This is a genomic window from Vibrio sp. 2134-1 (assembly GCF_033339495.1).
The window spans coordinates 1-22003 of sequence record NZ_JAWOUS010000034.1; the positions used below are offsets into that span (position 1 = coordinate 1).

The following is a 22003-nucleotide window of genomic DNA, read 5'->3' on the forward strand; positions in this document are numbered from 1 at the left end:
GGCGCTGGACTAAACAAAGGCCCCCTTTTAGGGGGCTCACACAAAGCCACCTTCTTTAGAAGGTGGTAATTTACTTGTACTCAATCATTATCTAGATCTAACTGCGCCGATTATCGGTTCATCCCACTCAAATCGAGTAAACAATTGCTGCCAAGTTTCATCAAGATTGGCCGTCATGACAATCTCTTGATCGGTAAATGGATGGACAAACCGTAACTCTGAAGCATGCAGTAGCAAACGATGAGAATCAAACTCTGTGCGATACAGCTTGTTGTGCTTTCCATCCCCGTGCGTTGTATCACCCACGATCGGATGGCGTAGATGTGCCATATGACGACGAAGTTGGTGCTTACGCCCCGTTTTAGGTTTCATCTCAACTAAGCAATAACGCGTTGTAGGAAATTTACCCGTCGAATAGGGAACCTCCACTTTAGCCAACGGCTTATATTCCGTCACCGCTTCTTGCGCTTCTTTTTCTTGTGAAGCGAACTTATCAGCAATCTTGTCTAACTCCACTTTGAGTGCGTAATCCAAGACGCCCTCTTCCTCAATCCAACCGCGTACTATCGCGTGGTACGTCTTTTCCATTTTATGTTCAGCAAACATCGGCATGACTTGTGACGCGACTTCACTCGACAACGCAAACACGAGCACACCAGATGTTGGACGATCCAGACGATGTAATGGGAACACATGCTGACCAATTTGGTCGCGCAAAGTTTGCATGACAAACTGAGTTTCGTGTTTATCTAACCAACTGCGATGCACTAACATGCCTGCAGGCTTGTTGACCGCTACAAAATATTCATCCTGATAAACGATCTCCAGCTCAACTGGTTCTGAAGATCGCGCTATTTTTTGTTCTAGCATTAGTTTACTTACACAGTTCGTCAATGGTTCGGATTGTAATAAGCAGCTCTGCGAACTGCGGTTCCTGCTTCCACGCTTCAGAAAAATAGGGCTCGAGAGAAAACCCTCTTGGCAATGGTTGGTTGTTTTCCACTAGCACGTGCATTCTGTCTATAAAGATCCACTGCAACCACTCATGAGGATGCAATGTATCAATCGCAAATGGCTCCACGCTTTGTAAGGCTTGCTCTGAAGGCCTAGTGTGTTGCCACAACTTATGTTCTTTAAGCTGCGTTTCAAGTTGGTGAAGTAAGTCGACCAATTGAGTATTTGTTACCATTAATTCTATCTCGAACCTTGAATTAGCCGAGAATGATACCATTTCTTGTGAAAAGAACGTTAGGACGTCGTATTTAATGGAAAACATTCAAACCCTCACTCAACTGTTGAACAACAGCCGCTGTGATTATCAAATCTTCGATCTTGGTCGTCGTATCAAAACCATCGCTAAGAAAGAGTTTGCCGATGTAGAAAAAGGTCAAGCATCGTACCCATTCCCAATGCAGCGTAAAGCACACCTTGCCATCGCTTATTGGAATGAACAAAAGCAACCTTGGATTTGGTTTCTAAAGTTTGAATTGGACGAGCGCGGTTTGTTAAAGCAATCAGATATCGGCAATTTCATTAAATACGTAGTGGAAGCCATGGGAACACGCCTCAATGGTGATATCTCTGAAGAGCAACAGCAAAAGCTGTCTAATAACCCATATACGTTCAAACCTTCCGAAGACAAAATGGCCGTGTTTCATAGCCAGGTCCGCGCGAACCTCGATCTTCCTACCAGCCAATATTATGAGCACACTCAGCATTACTTTTCAGGTGGTTTAGGCTGGGATAATTGGCAAACTGTAGGTCTGCAAGGGATCACCGACATGGCCGCTCGTTTGGACAAAGAGCAAAACGGGGTAATGATACGCAAAGCGTTGAACCACCTACCAAATGAGCCACTTTATGCCCTATTAGGTGCGCTTGAGCATGTAGAGCTTCAAGAGCGTTTAGCAGAACGTATCGCGGAAAAGGCACAGCAAGAAATCGCAAGTAGCGAACCTGATCTCTTCCTACTTTCAGCACTTATCCGAGCCCTTGCTGGTGCGCCAACAGAAGTCGCCTCTCCAGTATTAGATGCGATATTGCATAGCCCTCGTTTAAGCCATCAGGAGGTATTGATTGGTGTGGCGGGTCGCGCTTGGCACTTACTCGCCAATGAAAAGGTAGCAGAACAGTTTTTGCTGCGTTTAGCTCAAACCGGTAATCAAGCCCTATTTAATCAGTTATTTGCCGATTTAGTGATGCTGCCAGAGTTAAGGATGGTGTTATTGCCTTTACTGCATTCAAACCCATCAGAGGAACTAGCAAATGCGCTAGTAAGCTTACAACAAACAACAAAAAGCTAAGAAAGGTTCAGGAATGATTGGTGATCTTTTAGCAATTTTAGGGCTCTGCTTTTTCTGTTACCTGTTTTGGCAACAGCGTCGCCAAGCCGAACTCGCAAAAGCAGCCATCACGCGTAAATGTGAGCAATTGGATCTCCAATTAATCAGCATCGCCTTTGGTGCCCATAAACTAAAAACGCCAGACGGAGTCTGGCGTTGGCATACGGTGTATCAATTTGAGTTTTCATCTCTTGGTGACGATTGCTACCAAGGAGAGTTAACCATGGTCGGTTTCAGGCCGCAGAACTTTCACCTACCACCGCATCGCTTGTAAATTCCATTTCAAAGTAAGGACCATATATATCCTTACTTTCTTTTGTTTCAACAAATCCCAGCTTTTTCAGTACTGCCATAGAAGCTTGATGATTGCTATTCACGTTAGCTTTCACCTTATTCAAGCCCAATTCACGGCACGCTTTGGGGAAAAATGCTTTTAGTGCTTCTGTTGCTAACCCTTTACCCCAATATGCTTTATCAAAAATAAACCCTAATTCAGGTTCGGAATCGAGATTAGCAATGAACACGTGCCCCATATAGTCACGACTGGTGCTCTCTAGCACTGCCATACTATAAATGTTCTCATCATCCAGTATTTTCTCAAACATCTGTTTGGCAGACGCAACTGTATACGGACCATTCAATTCAGCACGGTTTTTCGCACAGCAATTCAGCATGACGAATTCTAGTTGCAACGACTCATTGTAGGGTAGAAGAAGCATTCTTCTGGTTACTATGGCCACATCTGTTCCTTGATTACAACAAACTTAATCTATCCGCAGATCACAAACTCGATGAGCTGAACATGCTCAATGATTGCGGGCATAACACCTTGTAGAGAAGCCGAAAGTTAAACCAACTGGTTGGAAAGGATATTGATCTGAGTTGTTTTTTATTAAGTGTTATTAGGAATTTATATATTTTGTGATATTGATATCCCCAAGTAACATCGAGATGCTTAATTCAATGAGAGCACTGGATATCGTTTTTATATAAGAAAGACCCCGACACATAAGTATCGGGGTCATGGTCTTACTCGCAGCAGTCCGGCTACTAAAAGTGCTCCATGCATCATCCATAATAGTGGCTGATTCCGTCAGCTTATTCCTTACGTCGCCGTCCTAGCGGTGTCCTTATCATCCTGACTGCTAACATTCCTCGTTAGCACACGTCACTTGTTCCTTGAGCGGTGTCCCTTGCATCTTCCTGATGCTGTCCATAACCTCAATCCTAGAGGGGTCCATTGTCTATCCTTAGTCATCAACATCCTATTGATGATCGTATCCTTACAATGTCCTACGCTCCATGCTTGATTAATCATCCTGACCAACCAAATCGTCTTCCTGACGATAACCAAATCCTTGGTGCTTTCCTGTTCCATGTCTGCTTCCTGCTGACAACTCTCAATTTACGCCTTTTCCAAAAATAGACAATCTATCCAAGATAAATATTTGGCCCTCACATTGGTTAACAAGTTGTTAAATCATTATTTATCATAAACTTAAGCTCTTTATCTTCTCTTTTTCCGCTTACGATATCGTTTTCTCTCACAACCTATGTAAGAGATCTCTCACACTACACTCTCCAAAATGCCATTCGCCAAATTAGCGCACTCAACGTATGATGATAGATATATCGTTGTTAAGGATTAAAAATGTTAACTCAAGACGTTACTAAAGAATTAGAAGCGGCAATGGAACAGTTGCAACAACAAGGAAAAGAGCCAACCGTAGCGTTAGTGAAAGCACGCTTGAAAACGCCAGTTCCAATGCCAGCATTAATCACCGCAATAAAAAGTTGGAAGAGTGCTCAACGCGTACCCAAGGTTGAAATCGCAGCACAACACCACACCGATAATGATCGTCTTGAAGCCCTAGAGCGCACCGTAACAATGCTAGCCATTCGTATTGAAGAGTTAGAAGCGAAACTCAGTGAGAAATCATCATGAAGTTATGGGTAGATGCAGACGCGTGTCCGAAAGTTATTCGCGAAACCATTGTGCGTGCCGCCGAGCGTACAGGGATTGAATGTACGTTTGTCGCTAACCACGTTGTCCCTGTGCCGAAAAGAGACAACATCCACTCGCTGCAAGTCCCTGCGGGATTTGACATCGCAGACAACGAAATCGTCAAGCGTGTGGAAGCCAACGATTTGGTGATCACGTCAGATATTCCGCTTGCAGATGAGGTTATCTCTAAAGGCGCTCAAGCCCTCAGTTCTCGTGGCGAGCTCTATACAAAAGACACCATCAAAGCTCGCCTAAATATCCGCGACTTTATGGAAACCATGCGTTCAAGCGGAATTCAGACTGGTGGGCCCGCCGCGCTTTCTCAAACCGATCGACGCGAATTTGCAAACCATTTGGATCGTATTTTGGCGAAATTTAAGAAGTAACCCTCACTCTATTCAAATTGAGCCAGCAAATAAAAGCCTGGCTCATTCCTGAAAATTCATTCTCAGCATTGCACCCAAAGCGTGCTCTTACTCCCATTTGTTTTGTTCTGTTTGTTTTTCATCTCGCTCGCCATAGCTTCAATATGCAACGTGGTTTATTTTGAACGACGTTTTTAATAAGTGTATAGAGAATAATGGGCTTTAACATCGTTTCCAGTGGAAGCTACCTGCCAACGAATCAATGGTCTGATCGAGAAATGGATCGCTTCCTAAAATTAGCGCCAGGGACCTGCCGAAATAAATTCGACGTTGAATATCGTCATGTAGCCAATACAAAAGAGACCGCTATTTACATGGCAATGCAGGCAATAGAGCAGTGTTTAGGAAACACACATACCTTAAGCTCCGTTGATCTTCTTATCTACGCTAGCGGCACACACCACCAGTCTCTGCCCTACGACGCCTCAGCGGTTCTCGCCGCGTTAGACGCTCCAACATGGCTAGAAAGCTTTGATTTGAACAGCACCTGTTTATCCTTTCTCTCTGCGCTTGATCTTGCCCAGAGTCTATTCTTAGCAAAACGATACCGTCGGATTCTTATTGTCACCAGCGAACTCGCCACTGGCATCACACTGAATCGAAATTTTACGCTCAAACCAGAAGTTGCAACGCTATTCGCAGACGGTGCCGCCGCATTTTTGCTCGAAGAACGCAACGATGATGGATTGCTCACCAGTCACTTTGAAACGCATCATACCGGGTATTCATTTTGTCAAATTAAGGGCGGAGGTAGTCATATCAATCCGCATACCTCCGAGCATCAAGCCTATTTAAAAAGTTGCCAGTTTGAGATGGAGGGCAAAGCACTCTTTAAACATGTGCGTAAAGCCTTACCAGCGTTTCTAAAAAAAGGGTTTGACGCCTCTCCGGTAACACTCGGCGATATTGATTATTTTCTTCCTCATCAAGCCAGCGCGCATGGATTAAAAAAACTGCCTTCACTCACCGGGCTACCAACAGAGAAAACCGTTAATCACTTTTCGACTTTGGGAAACCAAGTTGCCGCCTCACTCCCAATTAACTTACACTGGCTGCGTAATCAGCCAGAAGCCGCAGGAAAACATGTGTTATTAGCTGGCACCGCCGCAGGGTTGTCACTAGGGATGGGAGTGCTAAAACTATGAAGATATTGGTCACTGGTGGCAGCGGGATGTTGGGTAGCGCAATTCTGAGAATGTTTCACCAGCAGCATGAACTGCACTTTACAGCACGAAACACAGTCATCGCTAAACAACTCGCCGAGCAATTCGATGTTATCCCACATATAGTCGATTTAAGAGACCACTCAGCAGTTCATGCGGTATGCCAAGGTATGGATGCAATCATCCATTGTGCCGCTCTCTCAAGCCCATGGGGAAAGTGGCAGGCGTTTTATCAAGCCAATGTAGATGCCACCAAAAACCTCGTCAATGCGGCTAATACCTATCAAATCTCGCGTTTTATCCATATTTCCTCCACCAGCGTCTACTTTGACCATCAAGACCGTTGGAATATTCGAGAAACCGACGCCATAGCTTCATACTGGTGTAATGATTACGCACACACAAAATACCTATCGGAAATTGAAGCCGTAAAAGGCCAAAGCAAAGCGATCATTTTAAGACCGCGTGGCATTTTTGGACCCAATGATCGCGCGATTATCCCAAGAGTGCTTAAGGCGATAAAAAACAACACTCTGCTTCTGCCATCGGGTAGAAATCCTGTGGTTGATCTGACCTATGTCGACAACGTTGCCCATGCAGCGATGCTCGCTTGCACTCAGGCAGGCCAACTTCAGCATGGTGATGTGTTCAACATTTCCAACAACGAACCAATGCCAATTGAGACTGTTCTGCAAGCTTTATGTGAGGGGTTAAACCTAAAAGTAACGTTACAATCATTACCATACGGCGTTGTATCACCATTATTAAAGCTCAGTGAGCAAATACGAAGGCACTTACCACATCAGCCAGAACCAAGGCTCACCTCATACAGCGCAGGATTGTTTAACTACCATCAAACTCTGGATATCAGCAAGGCGAAACAAACACTGAATTACCAGCCGCTTTTTTCAATTCAAGAAGGAATACAGCAGTATGCAAACTGGTCTAAAAATAAAAATCTTTGAGGCTGGACACTGCGTACACCCAGGCTTTGTTGTCAAACCAGGTTCTGGTATCAAGCCTAGAGCATTTCCGGCAGCCGTTGCGTTAATTCAGCACCCAACACAAGGCAACATCCTGTTTGACACGGGATATCACGAGCATTTTTTTAACGCGACTCGTCCCTTCCCTGAACGTTTTTATGCTTGGACAACACCTTGTCGCTATAAAAAAGAACACGGAATTGTTGCGCAGTTAGCAAAAGAAAGTCTCAAACCTCATGATATTGAACACTTAGTGCTCTCCCACTTCCATGCTGATCACATTGCTGCCGTGTCTGAGTTTTCCCACTCTCAATTGCATTGCCAACAAAAAGGGGTAGATGCAATTACTAAAAGTGGTCGAATTGGAGGCGTAAGAAAAGGATACCTAAAAGCTCTACTTCCTCCACAGCTTGAACCTAACTTATTCATTCATAGTGATTTTTCTGTACCAATCAGCCAAATTATTCCTCAGTGCCAAGGTGTTAATTTGCTCTGTAAAGACATGTTCGACGATGGATTTATTTATATGGTTAGCTTGCCAGGCCATGCAGCTGGCCAAGTGGGCTTGCTAGTTAAAAGAGACCAAAGTTGGCTGTTCTTACTCGCCGATGCATGCTGGTTAATCGAGAGCTTGAGTGAAAATATCGATCAACATTGGCTGGCGAACATGCTTTGCGATGATACAATAGCCTATAAAAACACCCTCTCCGAGTTGAGAAGTTGCTACCAACAAACCCACCACTTTGTTCGCTTCGTGCCTTCACATTGTCAGGAAACTATCCAGCAGCTAATCAAAGAAGGATGGATGAAGTGAGAACGCTTATCTCAGAATTCTGGCGAACCCGCTACCGCCCCTTCGGCTCAAGGGAACAAGTCGAAACATGGCAGCAACAACACTTAACGCAACACTTGGATTGGGTATGCCGTCATTCACCGTATTACCGCTCTTTTCAAGGTGCACCACTCAGTGATTTCCCTATCATGAATAAGCAAACCATGATGGAGAACATTTCAGAGTTGAATACGAAGGGCTTAGATGCTGAACAGTTAATGCAGCAGGCACTCAAAGCAGAGCAGTCACGCAACTTTGCCGCTTCGAAAGTTGGCGATGTTACGGTTGGGCTTTCTTCGGGCACATCAGGCATGCGCGGGTTGTTTCTTGCTGACAAACAGGAAACGCAACTGTGGGCTGGCAATATATTGGCTCGCCTGTTGCCCAACCTATGGCAAAAACACCGAATTGCTCTAGCCTTGCGCGCCAACAGCCCACTGTATAAATCCGTCGCGAAAGGGCCTGTCACATTTTTTTATGCCGATTTAACCAAACCTTACCAAGAATGGATAAAAGAGCTGGATGAGTTCCAACCCACGCTTTTGGTTGGTAGTGCGCAAGCTCTTCAGCTCTGCGCCCAGTTCAGCGGTCAATTTGGTCAACCCGCAATTCAACCACAGCGGATCATTTCTGGTGCAGAAGTCCTAACCGAGAGTGACCGTCACTTTATTTCTCAACGGTTCGACAGCGAACTCCATGAAGTCTATCAATGTACCGAAGGTTTTCTTGCATGTACTGATCAGCATGGACAAATGCGCTGGAATCAAGATGTTGTTTACATCGAAAAACATTGGCTGAATACCGAACGTACTCATTACAGCCCAATTATCACCGATTTTCGTCGTAAAACTCAGCCCATTATTCGTTATCAGCTCGACGATATTATTGAGAATAAACAGGATAATGGCGTATTTGAACCTCTTGGCGCGATTGCCGGACGATGTGGTGATCGCCTCACGCTAAACGCAAACCACGTCCCAGTGACGGTGTTACCAGATCTCATCTACCGCGCTATAACACTATTTGCCAAAGGTCGCATGGATTACCGAATCACCCAAACAGGGTCACAAGCCATTCAAATTGAAGCGGATTTTCACCACCATCGGGTTATACATCAAGCCTTGATAAAGTTGTTTGACCAATTGCGGCTTGATCCTGTCAGATTTAGTTACCGCCCTGCGCCTATTTGGACGCCAATGAATAAACAACGACGTGTGGTGAACATATGCGGGTCTTAATCACCGGAGCCCGAGCACCAGTTGCACTAGAGTGGGCAACCATGTGTATTCATCATGGACATGACGTAATTCTCACCGATTCGCTAAAAAAACCTCTAGGATCGTTTTTGCGAGGCATTGAGTCTTATATACCCACCGCTTCGCCTCGATTTGCGTTTCCCACCTACCAACAGCAGATCCTAAAAATCATTACTCAGATGCGTATTGATATAGTGATACCCACTTGTGAAGAAGTGTATTACTTGGCTCATGTTGCCAAACAATGCCCAGAAGTAGATTTTTTTCTGCCCCATGTGGGACTACTCAATGCCCTGCACAACAAGTTGACCGTCTTTGAACAGCTTCAAGGTTTGCCAGAAATCACACTTCCCAAAACTCGTTTGGTCGCTGATAAAAGTGAGATTGAAATTAATAAGAGAACCGTTCTAAAGCCCGTTTACTCTCGGTTTGGCGGGCAAGTCATAAGAGATGTGACGACTCAGTCTATTTCTGCCGCCACGATATCGCCCCTTTACCCTTGGGTTCAGCAACAAAAAATCCATGGGACTCCGGTGTGTAACTATGCCATTTTTGAACATGGTAACCTTAAAGCACACCAAGCTTATGTGCCGAAATACTGTGTAAACGGCTCGGCCGCCAGTGCTTTTCAGCCGATCTCGTGCGAACGACTAGATAGATTTATCGCAACTTTTGGTAAACGTCATACTTATCATGGGCAAGTGTCGTTTGACTTCATCAAATCACAAGATGAACTCTACGTGATTGAATGTAACCCAAGAGCCACCAGTGGTTTGCACCTACTCTCGTCTCGATGCAACCAACTGCTTCCTAATATGGATTTTACCAGTCCTTCCAAGCAGCGATTGCATCATTTAGGGCCAATAACACTCATCGCTGAAGGTGGATTATCCCTATTTAAGGTTAGAACTTGGCAAGATTGGTGGTCTGGAGTGAATGTGATGCAACAGCATAACTTGCCGGTAGGGAGCCAAATCCGGAGTATGTTTGAATTACTCCGGTTAGCTAGGCAGAACAAGACGAAGTGGAGCAACGCTTCTACCGTTGATATTGAGTGGAATGGAGAGGCATTGAACTCATGACGCTTTCCTCTCAAGAATGGCATAAAACCTTTATCACTCTTATGCAGTCGAATCCCATTGATGAATGCACAGCAAGCTTTGGTTGCTACTATATCGATGATGTTGCCATTCCTTACTCCGTAACACCAAAAATACCAAACAACTGTTATGCCGTGTCCCCTATGACACTGCTTAGTGGCTACGCCGAAGAAGAGCTTCACAAAGTCAAAAATGTGGCTGTTCGATGGGTATGTAAGTTACTTATTAATATGACTAAACCAATCTTATCATTGGCTGGATTGGATCAAGTCCAAACTCTCAACAATCAGTGCTTGTCCACCAATATGTATAGCGAACAATGGGCAGCCTTAAATCTCGATGAACTGCGTCGCGTCGCACTCGATCAATACCCCACCTTTCCCTTGGTGCTTCGCTCCATTAACCAACGTCAACAATCACGCTTTATTCAGCGATTAGAGCAGCAGCAATGGCAAAGCTTGGTAACACGACAAGTGTATTTACTTGATGATTGGCAAGCGTTCAGCTTCAACCGAGATTTAACGAAAGACTTCAAACTGCTTAATGATAAAGATTGGCAGTTTAGGCCACTGACCACTGATGAAGAGTTTCAGCGTGCCAAAGAGTTATATGACATGCTTTACCTTGATAAATACAGCCTCAATAACATACAGTTTTCAACCCAATATTTAAAACAGGCGAGCCAGAACAAATTAGTACAGTTAGTGGGACTGTTTTATCAAGAAGAGATGCTGGCTACGTTAGGCATTGTAGAAATTGATAATGATATGACTTGCCCAATTTTTGGCTACGATACCAATAAGCCACAACGCCTCGCATTGTATCGTCGAATATCGGCCTATACCATCCGCCACGCAATGATATTCCAGCGTCGCTTTAATATGAGCTCAGGTGCTCCGGCTTTTAAACGCAACAGAAAAGCCCGGCCAGAAATTGAATTTAGCTATGTTTATATTGCGCACTTACCTTGGTACAAACGCATAATTTGGAAAAGCTTATGCTGGCTCACTCAGCACTTTTATCGCCCTTTGTTGATGCGTTTTCAGCTATAAACCGACATCTATAATCAGGTAAGCCTGCGTACACAGTCTCAATCGATAAAAAAGCCTGCGACGTTCGCAGGCTTTTTATAATGGAGCTGTGTGAGGTAACCGTTTTCTACGGTGTGTAGTATGTTGCTGCGCCAGGGCCTACTGGTAAACCAAATACGAATACCCATAGGTAGAACAGCACACTCCAACCTACAATGAAGCAGATTGAGTAAGGTAGCATGGTCGCGATCAGCGTACCGATACCTAAGTTCTTCATGTAACGAGTCGCTACGGCAAGAATCAAACCAAAGTAGCTCATCATTGGAGTAATGATGTTTGTCGTCGAGTCACCAATTCGGTAAGCAGCCTGAATCGTTTCCGGTGCATAACCAACAAGCATCAACATAGGAACAAAAATCGGAGCCGTTACTGCCCACTGTGCCGATGCCGAACCAATCATTAGGTTGATAAAGCCACACATCAGGATGAAGGCAAAGAACAACATTGGACCAGTTAAGCCAATTTCTTGCAGGAAGCTAGCGCCAGCAACCGCGAATACCTGACCGAAGTTAGTCCATTTAAAGAAAGCAACGAACTGAGCCGCAAAGAAAACTAATACAATGTACATGCCCATAGAAGACATAGATTTCGCCATTGCATCAATTACATCGCGATCCGTCTTCATCGTGCCAACAACTTTACCAAACACAAAGCCTGGAATAGCAAAGAACACAAAGATGAATGCCACGATACTTTTCAGGAATGGTGAACCTGCAATTGTACCTGCATCAGAACGTAGAATGCCGTCTTCTGGAACAACCGTCCAAGCAAGCAGCGCTGAAACAACCAGTACAGCAACACCTGCTAGTTTTAGGCCTTTCTTCTCAATGTCTGTTAAGCCACCCATTTTGTCGTTCGACAAATCTTCTGAGGCTTCTTCTTCACTGTATTTGCCAAGCTTTGGCTCAACAATTTTTTCAGTAACAAACGCACCTGTGATTGCAATGAAGAATGTCGACACAAACATGAAGTACCAGTTAACTTCTGGACCAACAGTGTAAGTTGGGTCGATCATTTGCGCCGCCGTTTCAGTAATGCCTGACAACAGCGGGTCAACCGTACCAATAAGTAGGTTTGCTGAGTAACCACCAGATACACCAGCGAACGCCGCAGCAAGACCGGCAAGTGGATGACGACCTAAAGAATGGAACAGCATTGCAGCCAGTGGAATAAGTACCACATAGCCAAGCTCTGATGCCGTATTTGAAATGATACCCGCGAAAACGACCGTCACTGTTACCATGCGTTGAGATGCACCCATGACTAAGCCACGCATTGCTGCAGATAGCAAGCCTGAGTATTCAGCAATAGCAACACCCAACATCGCAACCAATACCGTACCCAAAGGTGCAAAGCCGACAAAGTTTTTCACTAGATTGGTAACGATTAGTTCAAGGCCATCAGCGTTAAGCAAGCTAACGACATGAATCATGCCATCCGCGGCACGACCTTTTGCACCCTCAGGACGAGGATCAACTACGGAAACTTCGAAGTATCCTGCAATACCCGACATCACCAGAATGGCTAAACAGAAAATGGCAAATAGTGTGATCGGGTGGGGTAATAAGTTCCCCAAATATTCGACAGTATCCAAAAAGCGCGTAAACAGCGGCTTCTTAGGCGAGTTTTGTTTAATTGAATCAGATGAACTCATCTGTTCCCTCCTTGTTTTTATTCCTATGCAAATGTGACAAAAATGTCAAAAAGCGTGCGAAGGGTACTTGAGTAGAAGGTCAAATAAAAGCCCTAAATGTTACAAACTGTGACGAACGGAGGCATTTATAACCAACATTGAATAAAAATGTAGATATTTCATCCATGTAAGATAATTAACTCAACATTATCAATTAAACAAAACCATAAGTTAGATATATGCAGGTTGATTACTTTTGCACAGCTTTGAATCTCGGGTTCGTTTTACAAATGACATAAAGACGCCCTCTCCGTTTTACAATCTGGCAATCCGGATGACGACTTTTTGCACTTTTTAATGATTTTACTACCTTCATGATTTATTCCTTTTCGCTCTTAAATTGACCAAAACGACGGTTGAAGTTCGCAATGCGACCTTCGGTTTGTACAACGCGCTGTTTACCGGTGTAGTACGGGTGAGAAGCTGACGACACATCTAACGTAAAGTAAGGGTAAGTTTTGCCATCTTTCCATTCGATGGTTCTCTCCGTTTTCAACGTAGAACCAACGACAAAGTACTTATCTACACTGGTGTCGTGGAACACCACAGGACGATATTCAGGGTGGATTCCTGGTTTCATAATACTTTTCCTTTTAATTAATCTGTTATGTTATAACATTTTAATTAATAATCATTATCAACAAGAAAAGCAAGAGAAATTTGTGATACTTTTCATCTCAATGAATTCTTAAAGATGTCCACCATGTATTCCATCGAACCCATCGGCGTCATTGAGACACCGTACAAAGAAAAGTTTGCAGTTCCGCGCCAACCACGCTTAGTACCAGAGGCTAAAGCACGCGTAAAACTGTTAGGTGCAGCAAATAGCCCTGAAGCAGTGCGTGGGCTAGAACAGTTCTCTCACGTTTGGTTGTTGTTTCTATTTGATCAGAACCTGGAAGCTGGTTGGAAACCAACTGTACGTCCGCCACGATTAGGCGGCAATGAACGAATTGGTGTCTTTGCCTCGCGCTCGACTTTCCGTCCAAACGGAATCGGAATGTCAGCCGTTGAAGTGAAAGGAGTCACTAAGCAAGGCGATCAAATCTATCTTGATTTAGGCAGTGTAGATCTCGTGGATGGGACACCGATTGTGGATATTAAGCCTTATATCCCCTATTCGGATTCTATTTCGGAAGCACAAGGCGGATACGCAGACCAAGAGCCAGAAAAGTCACAAGTCACCTTTTCTGCTCAAGCATTAGCAACGATAGAAAATCGATCCGATACTGACTATGTAAGATCAGTCATTGAACAAGTTCTGGCACAAGATCCTCGCCCTGCATATAAGAAAAACAAGCCGGACGACAAAGAATATGCGGTAAATTTGTTCGACTTGAACGTAAAGTTCACAGCAACAAGCAACTTAATAACGGTTACCGCTATTGAAAGCTTTTGACAAACGCAATTGGCTGATATTATAGACGGCTAACAAATTTCCCTTTCGGGAACTCCCATACTCCTGCTTATTCAAGCTTGAGTATCTAACTTAAATAAACGGATAAATTTAATGCGTACCAGTAATTATCTTCTTTCTACTCTGAAGGAGACTCCAAACGACGCAGAAGTAGTGAGCCACCAGCTCATGCTACGTGCAGGTATGATCCGTAAGCTGGCTTCAGGTTTATACACCTGGCTACCTACTGGTCTACGTGTACTGCGTAAAGTCGAAAACATCGTTCGTCAAGAAATCGACAATGCAGGCGCAGTCGAAACTTTGATGCCCGTTGTTCAGCCGTTTGAACTATGGGAAGAGACAGGCCGCAGCGAAAAGATGGGCCCTGAGCTACTTCGCTTTACTGACCGTCATGTTCGTCCGTTTGTACTTAGCCCAACCGCTGAAGAAGTGATCACTAGCCTTGTTCGCAATGAAGTGAGCTCTTACAAACAGCTTCCGCTAAACCTGTACCAAATCCAAACTAAATTTCGTGACGAACGACGCCCACGTTTTGGCGTAATGCGTTCACGTGAATTCTCAATGATGGATGCGTACAGCTTTGACATTGATAAAGACGGACTACAAAAGTCATACGACGCAATGCACGATGCTTACTGTAAAGCATTCGATCGCATGGGTCTGGATTACCGTCCTGTACTTGCAGATAGCGGTGCTATCGGTGGTAGCGGCTCTCAAGAGTTCCACGTACTGGCTGAAAGCGGCGAAGATATCATCGCATTTTCTAGCGAGTCAGATTACGCGGCAAACATTGAAAAAGCAGAAGCACTAGCTCCAGCCTCTGAGGCTGCGGCACCAACACAAGAAATGACGTTGGTTGATACGCCAAACGCGAAAACAATCGCTGAATTGGTTGAGCAGTTCGAACTACCAATTGAAAAAACAGTGAAAACACTGTTTGTGAAAGCATCTGACGAAGTTGATACGCCAATCATCGCGCTTATTATTCGTGGTGATCATGAACTGAACGAAGTGAAAGCAGAAAACCTTCCTCAGGTTGCAGCTCCATTGGAAATGGCATCTGAAGAAGAAATTCGTGAGCTTATCGGTGCAGGCCCTGGTTCACTAGGCCCTGTTGGCCTTAAACTGCCGTTCATTGTTGACCGCGGCGTTGCGGTAATGAGCGACTTCGGTGCGGGCGCGAACATCGATGGCAAACACTACTTCGGTATTAACTGGGGTCGTGATGTAGAGCTTGGTCAAGTTGAAGACCTACGTAACGTTGTGGAAGGTGACCCAAGCCCATGTGGCAAGGGCATTATCCAGCTTAAGCGTGGTATCGAAGTTGGCCATATCTTCCAACTAGGTAACGCTTACTCCGCAGCGATGAACTGTGGTGTACTGGGTCCTGATGGTAAGAACGTCATCCTAGAAATGGGTTGTTACGGTATCGGTATCACTCGCGTAGTAGCGGCTGCTATTGAACAAAACCACGACAAATACGGCATCATCTGGCCAGATGCAATCGCACCATTCCAGGTAGCGATCGTTCCAATGAACATGCACAAGTCAGAAGAAGTGAAAGAAGCCGCTGAGAAATTGTACGCTGAGCTAACGGCAATGGGCATCGAAGTGCTATTTGACGACCGTAAAGAACGCCCAGGCGTAATGTTCTCTGACATGGAGCTTATTGGTGTACCGCATACCATTATTATCGGTGACCGCTCAATGAAAGAAGGCAACTTCGAATACAAGAACCGTGCTACTGGTGAGAAAACAGCAGTCGCAATGACTGACATTGTTGAGCACGTAAAAGCTCAACTAAAGTAAGCACTCGACGAGTTCGCATTTGAAGTAGTTTCAAATAGTTAAAAAGGGTTGGCTTCGGTCAGCCCTTTTTTATTACAGCTCAACATCCTCCCTCCACCTTTTTCGAACTATTCACTTTGTTAATCTTTGGTTCAGCTTCTTGCTATTAAACTGATTTCATCATCTAAAGGAGGTCAGTTATGGATTTAAAAAGTCTTCTAAACCAAGCACTCAAATCAGACTTACTTAAGCAAGGTGCAGATGCATTGGGCAAACAAACCAACAACATCAAATCCTCATCAAATTCAAGTAGCCTAAAAACGCTAGGAGCAGGTGCTGTAGGCGGAGGCCTCATCGGTATGCTGATGGGCTCAAAGAAAAGTAAAAAAATGACTAAAAAAGTAGGGTCAAGCGCATTAAAAGTCGGTGGCGCAGCTGCGCTTGGAGCCTTGGCCTACAAAGTGTATAACGACTGGCAAGCCAAGCAATCCGGTCAAGGTGTTCAAGAAACCTTTGACCCCGATGACAGTAAACACAGTGTCTTAATTTTAAAAGCAATGATTGGAGCTGCAAAAGCTGATGGTCACGTTGATGAAGAGGAAATGGCGCGCATTGAACAAGCTCTCGCGGATATGGGCGCAGATGAGCAAGTTCGTCACCTCGTTCAGCAAGAGTTAAACAAACCGCTTGATCCTGCTGAAATTGCTAATCAGGCGACCTCTCCTCAACAAGCGTCAGAAATTTACCTGGCGTCTTTGATCGTCGCTGATGAACAAAACTTTATGGAAAAAGCGTATCTGCAAGAACTAGCAAAACAACTTCAACTTTCACCAGAAGTCACCCAGCAGTTAGAAGCACAAATGCAGTGATTAAATCTCGCTCAAGCAAACCTTCAACTTGAGCCAAAACAACTCTGTACTTTGAGTTTCAAATCCGCTGTGTGTATATTGAGATAAGTTATCATTTAGTGGAAAGAAAACATGCAAGTATACGGCTGTTGTGAACTGGTTCGTGAGCTTTATGCTCAGATTGGTAGTGGCGATCAAGCTTATATTCCCCAAGCAATTTCATGTGCAGTTAAAGCACTGAACGATGTTGCAGCGGATGAGTCCCTGCCTAAAGAAGTGCGTGAAAAAGCGGCATTTGCTGCGGCAAACCTACTGATTTCAGATTTTGAGGATAAGTAATGAATCTAGCGAACTTTGAATCCATGGATCCTGTCATGCTGATGAGCATTGTGAATATGAAGCTACGCGACGACTTCGGTGGTGACTTAGATAAACTGGTGGCTTTCTTCGATATCGAACGCACAGCACTTGAGACAAAACTGGCTTCTGCTGGTTTTGACTTTCTTCCAGAAGCAGGACAATTCCGTTAATCAACACCATTCTTGGCGGATAACCGAAACGAGAATAACCAATATGAAAAAGGGCTTGATGAGTTACCATCAAGCCCTTTTCTTTTATTCGATAGGCGTCTCGGTTAGCCAAATGAAGCCCAGATGACTGTCGCCACAAGAATTGGACATACAAACTTCACATACGCAGGCCATAACTTACCAAACCAACCTTGCGTAAACTCCGGGCAACCTTGCTCAAGCTCTTTGATTTTTGAGTTGCGATTCCATACCCAACCACCAAATAAGCAGAATAAGAGCGCAGCGGTTGGTTGTAGATACTGAGTAGCAACCGTCGCGACCATACCAAATAGAGCACCAAAATTATAAACAATCACCACACTGAACAAAGCAATGAGACCACCTAAAACCCAGCTCGTTGCGCTGCGCTTAGTATTGAAGCGCTCACTCACTAAAGCCACTGGACACTCTAACATTGAAATGGAAGACGTTAGCGCCGCAATCGTCAGCAATAAGAAGAACACAATAGAGAATAATTGACCAAGCAAACCTAAACTATCAAACATTAGTGGCAATACCGTAAACACTAACGTATCTGAGCTTAAGAGAGAGCCATCTTCTGCATAGATTTGAACGCCCTTTTGCATTGCTACAAACATCGCTGGCATCACCACTAACCCTGCAATGAAAGCAACGGCAGTATCTACCATGGTCACGTTCATCGCCATCTTTGGTAGGTTTTCTTTCTTACTCAAGTAAGATCCGTAAATCAACATTGAGCAGCCACCGATCGTAAGCGAGAAGAAGCCCTGTCCCATTGCAGCAAGAATCAACTTGCGGTCCCATACCTTTTCAAAATCCGGCACTAGGTAATGTTTCAGACCTTCCATCGCACCGTTTTGCGTCATGATGTAAGCAAATAGCAGAGCAAACAGAACAAACAATGCTGGCATCAAACGTGTGGACCACTTCTCAATACCTTGTTTTACGCCACCTTGTACGATGAGAATCGTCAGTACATAAAAAGTAATGGTTCCGAACAAGTTACGTTCAACACTAAAGCCCTTTAGCCATTGAGTTGCAGCTTCTAACCCCATTAGATCTGTGATTGCACCCAGTAAAAAGCAGATCAACCAACCACCAACAATTGAATAAAACGCTAAGACAGCGCTTGGTACGCTTAAACCAATCCAACCCACAATGCCGCCGAGTTTTTTACCGGTAGGGTTATCTGTGATTGCACGCATACTGTCTACAGGGTTGGCTTGACCATGGCGACCAATCGCCATTTCAACCACCAGCATCGGAAATGCGACGATAAGAATCATCACCAAATAAACTAATAGGAAAGCACCGCCACCATTACTGGCAGCTTGAGTTGGGAAGCCCCAAATATTGCCAAGGCCAACTGCGGCACCTGCGGCAGCTAAGATGAACCCGAGACGAGAGCCAAAATGCTCGCGAGGCTGAGAAGAGGTTTGCTGTGTCATACTACTCACACAAAAATATCATTGAACTAGCTAACTAGTACACTATAGCAATATTCACTATTCAACAAGAGTACCTCGGTTAAATCCTCGACAGTTGAAGTAATTTATAGTCATTCAGCTTGTAAATTTTAACGTACATCTCATATTCATCGCTCAAAAGCCTCGTGACTGTTGCTCGTTTCACGTGGCTGAATTTTACCAATCCTTCTGCCGTGAAGTGAGCCGAAAAATAATGAGCTCTGGTGTAAGGGACGAACTGTTCCTCGTGATACTGTGTCGAAAAGCAGAATATTGTGCTTCGCTTTTTCCCCCTAATGTCTATTTATCAGCTAGTTATTACTCTGTTCTCATTTATACCCATGATTCAAGGAGAGGAAAATGAAGGTCACCCTACTTCACGGAGCGATGATTGTAGCACTCAGCGCCAGCTACCAAGCTCAAGCCTATAACTGTCAAAGTCTACCCGACTGGGACAGCACTGCGACTTATACATCGGGCGCTTTAGTAAAAACGCAAGGAGCCGCTTATGAGGCTGCATATTGGACGCAAGGCAATGACCCCGTGACCAACTCAGGATCTTGGGAAGCATGGAAAGCGTTAGGGCAATGCGATGGTGGAAGCAACAACTTATCACCAACGGTGTCGTTCTCCTCTCCAATAAACAACGCACAAATTCCCGAAGGCAGTGCGATCACTTTGTTAGCCAACGCAGCTGACGAAGATGGCCAAATCACACAAATTGAGTTTGTTGCAGGCAACCAAACGGTTGCTGTGGTAACTCAAGCACCATTCGAAGCTTCTTGGACAGCTATTGAAGGGATCTCGCAATTGACCGCAATTGCGACAGATAATGAGGGAGCTGTTAGCACCACGACGATTTCTATCCAAGTTCAACCACAAGTCGAATTACCGCCACCAAGCATTTCATTGACAAGCCCAGTAGGCACAGAAGTGCTTAATGTAGGCGATAACCTAACCGTAGCCGCTCAAGCTGACGATATTGATGGTGTGGTCACACAAGTTGAGTTCTTCGTAAACAATCAATCTGTCGCCATTGATACTAGCGCACCTTACGAATATCAATGGACCGCTAGTCCAGGTACATACTCGTTCAAAGCACAAGCGACTGATGATACAAACCTCGCAACGATGAGCCAAGAAGTAGCGCTGGTTATTAGTAATTCAGAAACCGGAACGGGCGGATGTGCAGATGCAGTACCTTATGTGGCAGGCACAAGTTATCAAGCTGGCGACCTGGTTTCTCACTTCAACCAAAAATATCGTTGTGATGTTGCTGGTTGGTGCTCCTCGGATGCGACATGGGCTTACGAGCCTGGTGAAGGGCTATACTGGCAAGATGCTTGGAGTGGCCTAGGTGCTTGTTCGACACCACCGCAAGTTACCATTACGGCACCAACGGATGGACAAGTCGTGCTCGCTGGCAGCAATAACGAAATCACGGCAAACGCAAGCGATGCTGATGGCACAGTCACGCAAGTTGAGTTTTTTGCGAACAACACCAGCTTAGGGGTCACCACTCAAGCGCCATATTCCGTTACTTGGAACGCCACACTTATTGGCGCTAACCAGCTTAAAGCCGTCGCAACCGATAATGATAACAACACGTCAGAGTCCCTGGTTGGTGTGGAAGTCAGCGATAAAGATTTGGTCGTCTCTCTGACTTCACCAAGCAGCGGTCAGACCACCGGATTAGGCAAAAGCCTCGCATTAAGCGCCGATGCAACGTCTTTAACTTCAGGCATTAAACACGTTGATTTCATGATCAACGGCTCTATTGTTGCAACCGATACCACGGCACCTTACACAGCCAACTGGACACCAACTGCACTTGGTAACTTTACAGTTAGCGCCCAAGCTGTGGATTTGTCAGGAAGCAATGCATTGTCTGACGCCGCAGCAATAACGGTGGTTGAGCAAGTAGATAAACGCCATAAACTCATCGGTTACTGGCACAATTTTGTAAATGGAGCGGGCTGTCCAATTCGTCTAGCAGATATGGCAGATGCTTGGGATGTGATTGATATTGCCTTTGCTGAAAATGATCGCAACAGTGATGGCACCGTGCACTTTAATCTATATTCAGGCGATATTTACAGCGATTGTCCAGCACTCGATCCAACACAATTCAAGCAGGACATGGCAGCGCTTCAAGCTAAAGGTAAGAAGTTTGTTCTCTCTCTTGGCGGCGCAGAAGGCACGATTACGCTGAATACCGACCAAGATGAAGCCAACTTTGTCTCTAGCCTAACAGGTCTTATCGCTGAGTGGGGCTTTGATGGTCTAGATGTGGATTTAGAGAGTGGTTCTAACTTAGTTCATGGCTCGCAAATTCAAGCTCGCCTTGGTCGTGCTTTGCTTCAAATAGAGCAAAACATGGGTGGCGATATGTACCTAACCATGGCGCCTGAGCACCCTTATGTTCAAGGCGGCTATGTGGCTTACAGCGGTATTTGGGGAGCTTACATTCCTGTGATAAACGAGACACGCAGCACGCTCGACTTGCTTCACGTCCAGTTATATAACAACGGCGGTTTGCCAAACCCATACCTGCCAGGCAGTGCACCAGAAGGCTCTGTGGATATGATGGTAGCGCAATCTAAAATGCTTATCGAAGGTTTTGAGTTGGCCGACGGCACTCAATTTGCACCATTGCGTGATGATCAAGTCGCAATCGGCTTACCTTCAGGTCCTAGCTCGGCAAATTCAGGGCAGGCTCCGACACAGAATATTATCAGCGCACTAGATTGTTTAACCAAAGGCACTTCATGTGGCACCGTTAAGCCAGCGTACCATTACCCGAATTATGCAGGGGTAATGACGTGGTCTATCAACTGGGATCAGCATGATGGTTTTAACTTCTCAAAACCTGTCGGCGATAAACTCACTCAGATGAACGCGCAGTAAGTTGTTAATGAGCAAACGAATAACATCGTCTTGCTTTCATTACCTGTTCAAGTATGTAAAAGTAAATTACCACCTTCTAAAGAAGGTGGCTTTGTGTGAGCCCCCTAAAAGGGGGCCTTTGTTTAGTCCAGCGCCA

Annotated in this window: 23 protein-coding genes; 16 read left to right on the plus strand and 7 right to left on the minus strand. The window is 44.9% G+C overall.

The features are described 5' to 3' along the window. Window positions 1–87: 87 nt before the first annotated feature. Both truC and R7R78_RS22390 read right to left on the minus strand, forming a co-directional pair. A complete protein-coding gene (gene truC, locus R7R78_RS22385; protein ID WP_005391793.1) occupies window positions 88–870 on the minus strand; it encodes a tRNA pseudouridine(65) synthase TruC in 783 nt (260 codons plus the stop codon). Window positions 871–874: 4 nt separating this feature from the next. Next, window positions 875–1189: a YqcC family protein gene (locus tag R7R78_RS22390; RefSeq protein WP_225474251.1), complete on the minus strand. Its 315-nt coding sequence runs from the start codon at window positions 1187–1189 to the stop codon at window positions 875–877. Between the two features lie 76 nt (window positions 1190–1265). On the opposite strand from R7R78_RS22390, the gene R7R78_RS22395 reads away from it, so the two are divergent. After that, window positions 1266–2303: a DUF3549 family protein gene (locus R7R78_RS22395; protein ID WP_225474252.1), complete on the plus strand. Its 1038-nt coding sequence runs from the start codon at window positions 1266–1268 to the stop codon at window positions 2301–2303. Window positions 2304–2316: 13 nt separating this feature from the next. After that, on the plus strand, window positions 2317–2616 hold the full coding sequence (locus R7R78_RS22400; protein ID WP_005380315.1) for a DUF3301 domain-containing protein: 300 nt from the start codon (window positions 2317–2319) through the stop codon (window positions 2614–2616). Here the strand turns inward: R7R78_RS22400 and R7R78_RS22405 are convergent. Then, window positions 2576–3061, minus strand: coding sequence for a GNAT family N-acetyltransferase (locus R7R78_RS22405; RefSeq protein ID WP_081107518.1), 486 nt, complete (start codon window positions 3059–3061; stop codon window positions 2576–2578). The two genes, R7R78_RS22400 and R7R78_RS22405, sit on opposite strands and share 41 nt — an antisense overlap. A 932-nt stretch (window positions 3062–3993) precedes the next feature. Here R7R78_RS22405 and R7R78_RS22410 point away from each other — a divergent pair. The 8 genes from R7R78_RS22410 to R7R78_RS22445 all read left to right on the plus strand — a co-directional run bounded on the left by R7R78_RS22410 (window position 3994) and on the right by R7R78_RS22445 (window position 11158). Further along, on the plus strand, window positions 3994–4287 hold the full coding sequence (locus tag R7R78_RS22410; RefSeq protein ID WP_151515056.1) for a hypothetical protein: 294 nt from the start codon (window positions 3994–3996) through the stop codon (window positions 4285–4287). After that, the gene (locus tag R7R78_RS22415; protein WP_005380310.1) at window positions 4284–4733 is read left to right on the plus strand and encodes a YaiI/YqxD family protein; all 450 of its coding nucleotides are present in this window, start codon (window positions 4284–4286) and stop codon (window positions 4731–4733) included. Before R7R78_RS22410 ends, R7R78_RS22415 begins: the two co-directional genes overlap by 4 nt. A gap of 194 nt (window positions 4734–4927) precedes the next feature. Further along, a complete protein-coding gene (locus R7R78_RS22420) occupies window positions 4928–5917 on the plus strand; it encodes a ketoacyl-ACP synthase III (protein WP_225474253.1) in 990 nt (329 codons plus the stop codon). Further along, on the plus strand, window positions 5914–6900 hold the full coding sequence (locus R7R78_RS22425; RefSeq protein WP_053349821.1) for an NAD-dependent epimerase/dehydratase family protein: 987 nt from the start codon (window positions 5914–5916) through the stop codon (window positions 6898–6900). The genes R7R78_RS22420 and R7R78_RS22425 overlap by 4 nt, the downstream gene beginning before the upstream one ends. Further along, a complete protein-coding gene (locus R7R78_RS22430) occupies window positions 6869–7732 on the plus strand; it encodes an MBL fold metallo-hydrolase (RefSeq protein WP_225474254.1) in 864 nt (287 codons plus the stop codon). Before R7R78_RS22425 ends, R7R78_RS22430 begins: the two co-directional genes overlap by 32 nt. After that, entirely contained in the window at window positions 7720–8988 is a 1269-nt protein-coding gene (locus R7R78_RS22435; RefSeq protein ID WP_225474255.1) for a F390 synthetase-related protein, read from the plus strand. Before R7R78_RS22430 ends, R7R78_RS22435 begins: the two co-directional genes overlap by 13 nt. Beyond that, entirely contained in the window at window positions 8976–10088 is a 1113-nt protein-coding gene (locus R7R78_RS22440; protein WP_225474256.1) for an ATP-grasp domain-containing protein, read from the plus strand. Before R7R78_RS22435 ends, R7R78_RS22440 begins: the two co-directional genes overlap by 13 nt. Then, complete coding sequence (locus tag R7R78_RS22445) at window positions 10085–11158, plus strand: hypothetical protein (protein WP_225474257.1); 1074 nt, start codon at window positions 10085–10087, stop codon at window positions 11156–11158. The genes R7R78_RS22440 and R7R78_RS22445 overlap by 4 nt, the downstream gene beginning before the upstream one ends. 106 nt (window positions 11159–11264) lie before the next feature. Here R7R78_RS22445 and R7R78_RS22450 read toward each other — a convergent pair whose 3' ends face one another. The 3 genes from R7R78_RS22450 to R7R78_RS22460 form a co-directional block, all read right to left on the minus strand. Then, window positions 11265–12851: an AbgT family transporter gene (locus R7R78_RS22450; RefSeq protein WP_005380301.1), complete on the minus strand. Its 1587-nt coding sequence runs from the start codon at window positions 12849–12851 to the stop codon at window positions 11265–11267. Between the two features lie 229 nt (window positions 12852–13080). Next, window positions 13081–13206: a type B 50S ribosomal protein L36 gene (gene ykgO, locus R7R78_RS22455; protein ID WP_005380299.1), complete on the minus strand. Its 126-nt coding sequence runs from the start codon at window positions 13204–13206 to the stop codon at window positions 13081–13083. Window positions 13207–13209: 3 nt separating this feature from the next. Further along, window positions 13210–13470: a type B 50S ribosomal protein L31 gene (locus tag R7R78_RS22460; protein ID WP_005380295.1), complete on the minus strand. Its 261-nt coding sequence runs from the start codon at window positions 13468–13470 to the stop codon at window positions 13210–13212. Between the two features lie 123 nt (window positions 13471–13593). Between R7R78_RS22460 and tsaA the strand changes: the two genes are divergently transcribed. The 5 genes from tsaA to R7R78_RS22485 all read left to right on the plus strand — a co-directional run bounded on the left by tsaA (window position 13594) and on the right by R7R78_RS22485 (window position 17473). Beyond that, on the plus strand, window positions 13594–14289 hold the full coding sequence (tsaA, locus tag R7R78_RS22465) for a tRNA (N6-threonylcarbamoyladenosine(37)-N6)-methyltransferase TrmO (protein WP_005380294.1): 696 nt from the start codon (window positions 13594–13596) through the stop codon (window positions 14287–14289). 111 nt (window positions 14290–14400) lie between these two features. After that, window positions 14401–16116 (plus strand): proline--tRNA ligase, encoded by a 1716-nt coding sequence (locus R7R78_RS22470; RefSeq protein ID WP_225474258.1) that lies wholly within the window; start codon window positions 14401–14403, stop codon window positions 16114–16116. A gap of 179 nt (window positions 16117–16295) precedes the next feature. Next, window positions 16296–16964: a tellurite resistance TerB family protein gene (locus tag R7R78_RS22475; RefSeq protein ID WP_225474259.1), complete on the plus strand. Its 669-nt coding sequence runs from the start codon at window positions 16296–16298 to the stop codon at window positions 16962–16964. Between the two features lie 111 nt (window positions 16965–17075). After that, window positions 17076–17282, plus strand: a complete 207-nt coding sequence (locus tag R7R78_RS22480) for a YaeP family protein (RefSeq protein ID WP_005391765.1) — start codon at window positions 17076–17078, stop codon at window positions 17280–17282. Continuing rightward, window positions 17282–17473, plus strand: a complete 192-nt coding sequence (locus tag R7R78_RS22485) for a DUF4250 domain-containing protein (protein ID WP_005380289.1) — start codon at window positions 17282–17284, stop codon at window positions 17471–17473. Before R7R78_RS22480 ends, R7R78_RS22485 begins: the two co-directional genes overlap by 1 nt. 104 nt (window positions 17474–17577) lie before the next feature. Here R7R78_RS22485 and R7R78_RS22490 read toward each other — a convergent pair whose 3' ends face one another. Beyond that, window positions 17578–18942, minus strand: a complete 1365-nt coding sequence (locus R7R78_RS22490; RefSeq protein WP_033905531.1) for a sodium-dependent transporter — start codon at window positions 18940–18942, stop codon at window positions 17578–17580. 378 nt (window positions 18943–19320) lie between these two features. Here R7R78_RS22490 and R7R78_RS22495 point away from each other — a divergent pair, with 378 nt between their 5' ends. Beyond that, window positions 19321–21867: an Ig-like domain-containing protein gene (locus R7R78_RS22495; RefSeq protein ID WP_225474260.1), complete on the plus strand. Its 2547-nt coding sequence runs from the start codon at window positions 19321–19323 to the stop codon at window positions 21865–21867. The last annotated feature ends 136 nt before the right edge of the window (window positions 21868–22003 follow it).

Coding starts and splice junctions, on each gene's coding strand:
- truC (WP_005391793.1), bottom strand. CDS start 870: ATGCTAGAACAAAAAATAGCGCGATCTTCAGAACCAGTTGAGCTGGAG.
- R7R78_RS22390 (WP_225474251.1), bottom strand. CDS start 1,189: ATGGTAACAAATACTCAATTGGTCGACTTACTTCACCAACTTGAAACG.
- R7R78_RS22395 (WP_225474252.1), top strand. CDS start 1,266: ATGGAAAACATTCAAACCCTCACTCAACTGTTGAACAACAGCCGCTGT.
- R7R78_RS22400 (WP_005380315.1), top strand. CDS start 2,317: ATGATTGGTGATCTTTTAGCAATTTTAGGGCTCTGCTTTTTCTGTTAC.
- R7R78_RS22405 (WP_081107518.1), bottom strand. CDS start 3,061: ATGCTTCTTCTACCCTACAATGAGTCGTTGCAACTAGAATTCGTCATG.
- R7R78_RS22410 (WP_151515056.1), top strand. CDS start 3,994: ATGTTAACTCAAGACGTTACTAAAGAATTAGAAGCGGCAATGGAACAG.
- R7R78_RS22415 (WP_005380310.1), top strand. CDS start 4,284: ATGAAGTTATGGGTAGATGCAGACGCGTGTCCGAAAGTTATTCGCGAA.
- R7R78_RS22420 (WP_225474253.1), top strand. CDS start 4,928: ATGGGCTTTAACATCGTTTCCAGTGGAAGCTACCTGCCAACGAATCAA.
- R7R78_RS22425 (WP_053349821.1), top strand. CDS start 5,914: ATGAAGATATTGGTCACTGGTGGCAGCGGGATGTTGGGTAGCGCAATT.
- R7R78_RS22430 (WP_225474254.1), top strand. CDS start 6,869: ATGCAAACTGGTCTAAAAATAAAAATCTTTGAGGCTGGACACTGCGTA.
- R7R78_RS22435 (WP_225474255.1), top strand. CDS start 7,720: ATGGATGAAGTGAGAACGCTTATCTCAGAATTCTGGCGAACCCGCTAC.
- R7R78_RS22440 (WP_225474256.1), top strand. CDS start 8,976: ATGCGGGTCTTAATCACCGGAGCCCGAGCACCAGTTGCACTAGAGTGG.
- R7R78_RS22445 (WP_225474257.1), top strand. CDS start 10,085: ATGACGCTTTCCTCTCAAGAATGGCATAAAACCTTTATCACTCTTATG.
- R7R78_RS22450 (WP_005380301.1), bottom strand. CDS start 12,851: ATGAGTTCATCTGATTCAATTAAACAAAACTCGCCTAAGAAGCCGCTG.
- ykgO (WP_005380299.1), bottom strand. CDS start 13,206: ATGAAGGTAGTAAAATCATTAAAAAGTGCAAAAAGTCGTCATCCGGAT.
- R7R78_RS22460 (WP_005380295.1), bottom strand. CDS start 13,470: ATGAAACCAGGAATCCACCCTGAATATCGTCCTGTGGTGTTCCACGAC.
- tsaA (WP_005380294.1), top strand. CDS start 13,594: ATGTATTCCATCGAACCCATCGGCGTCATTGAGACACCGTACAAAGAA.
- R7R78_RS22470 (WP_225474258.1), top strand. CDS start 14,401: ATGCGTACCAGTAATTATCTTCTTTCTACTCTGAAGGAGACTCCAAAC.
- R7R78_RS22475 (WP_225474259.1), top strand. CDS start 16,296: ATGGATTTAAAAAGTCTTCTAAACCAAGCACTCAAATCAGACTTACTT.
- R7R78_RS22480 (WP_005391765.1), top strand. CDS start 17,076: ATGCAAGTATACGGCTGTTGTGAACTGGTTCGTGAGCTTTATGCTCAG.
- R7R78_RS22485 (WP_005380289.1), top strand. CDS start 17,282: ATGAATCTAGCGAACTTTGAATCCATGGATCCTGTCATGCTGATGAGC.
- R7R78_RS22490 (WP_033905531.1), bottom strand. CDS start 18,942: ATGACACAGCAAACCTCTTCTCAGCCTCGCGAGCATTTTGGCTCTCGT.
- R7R78_RS22495 (WP_225474260.1), top strand. CDS start 19,321: ATGAAGGTCACCCTACTTCACGGAGCGATGATTGTAGCACTCAGCGCC.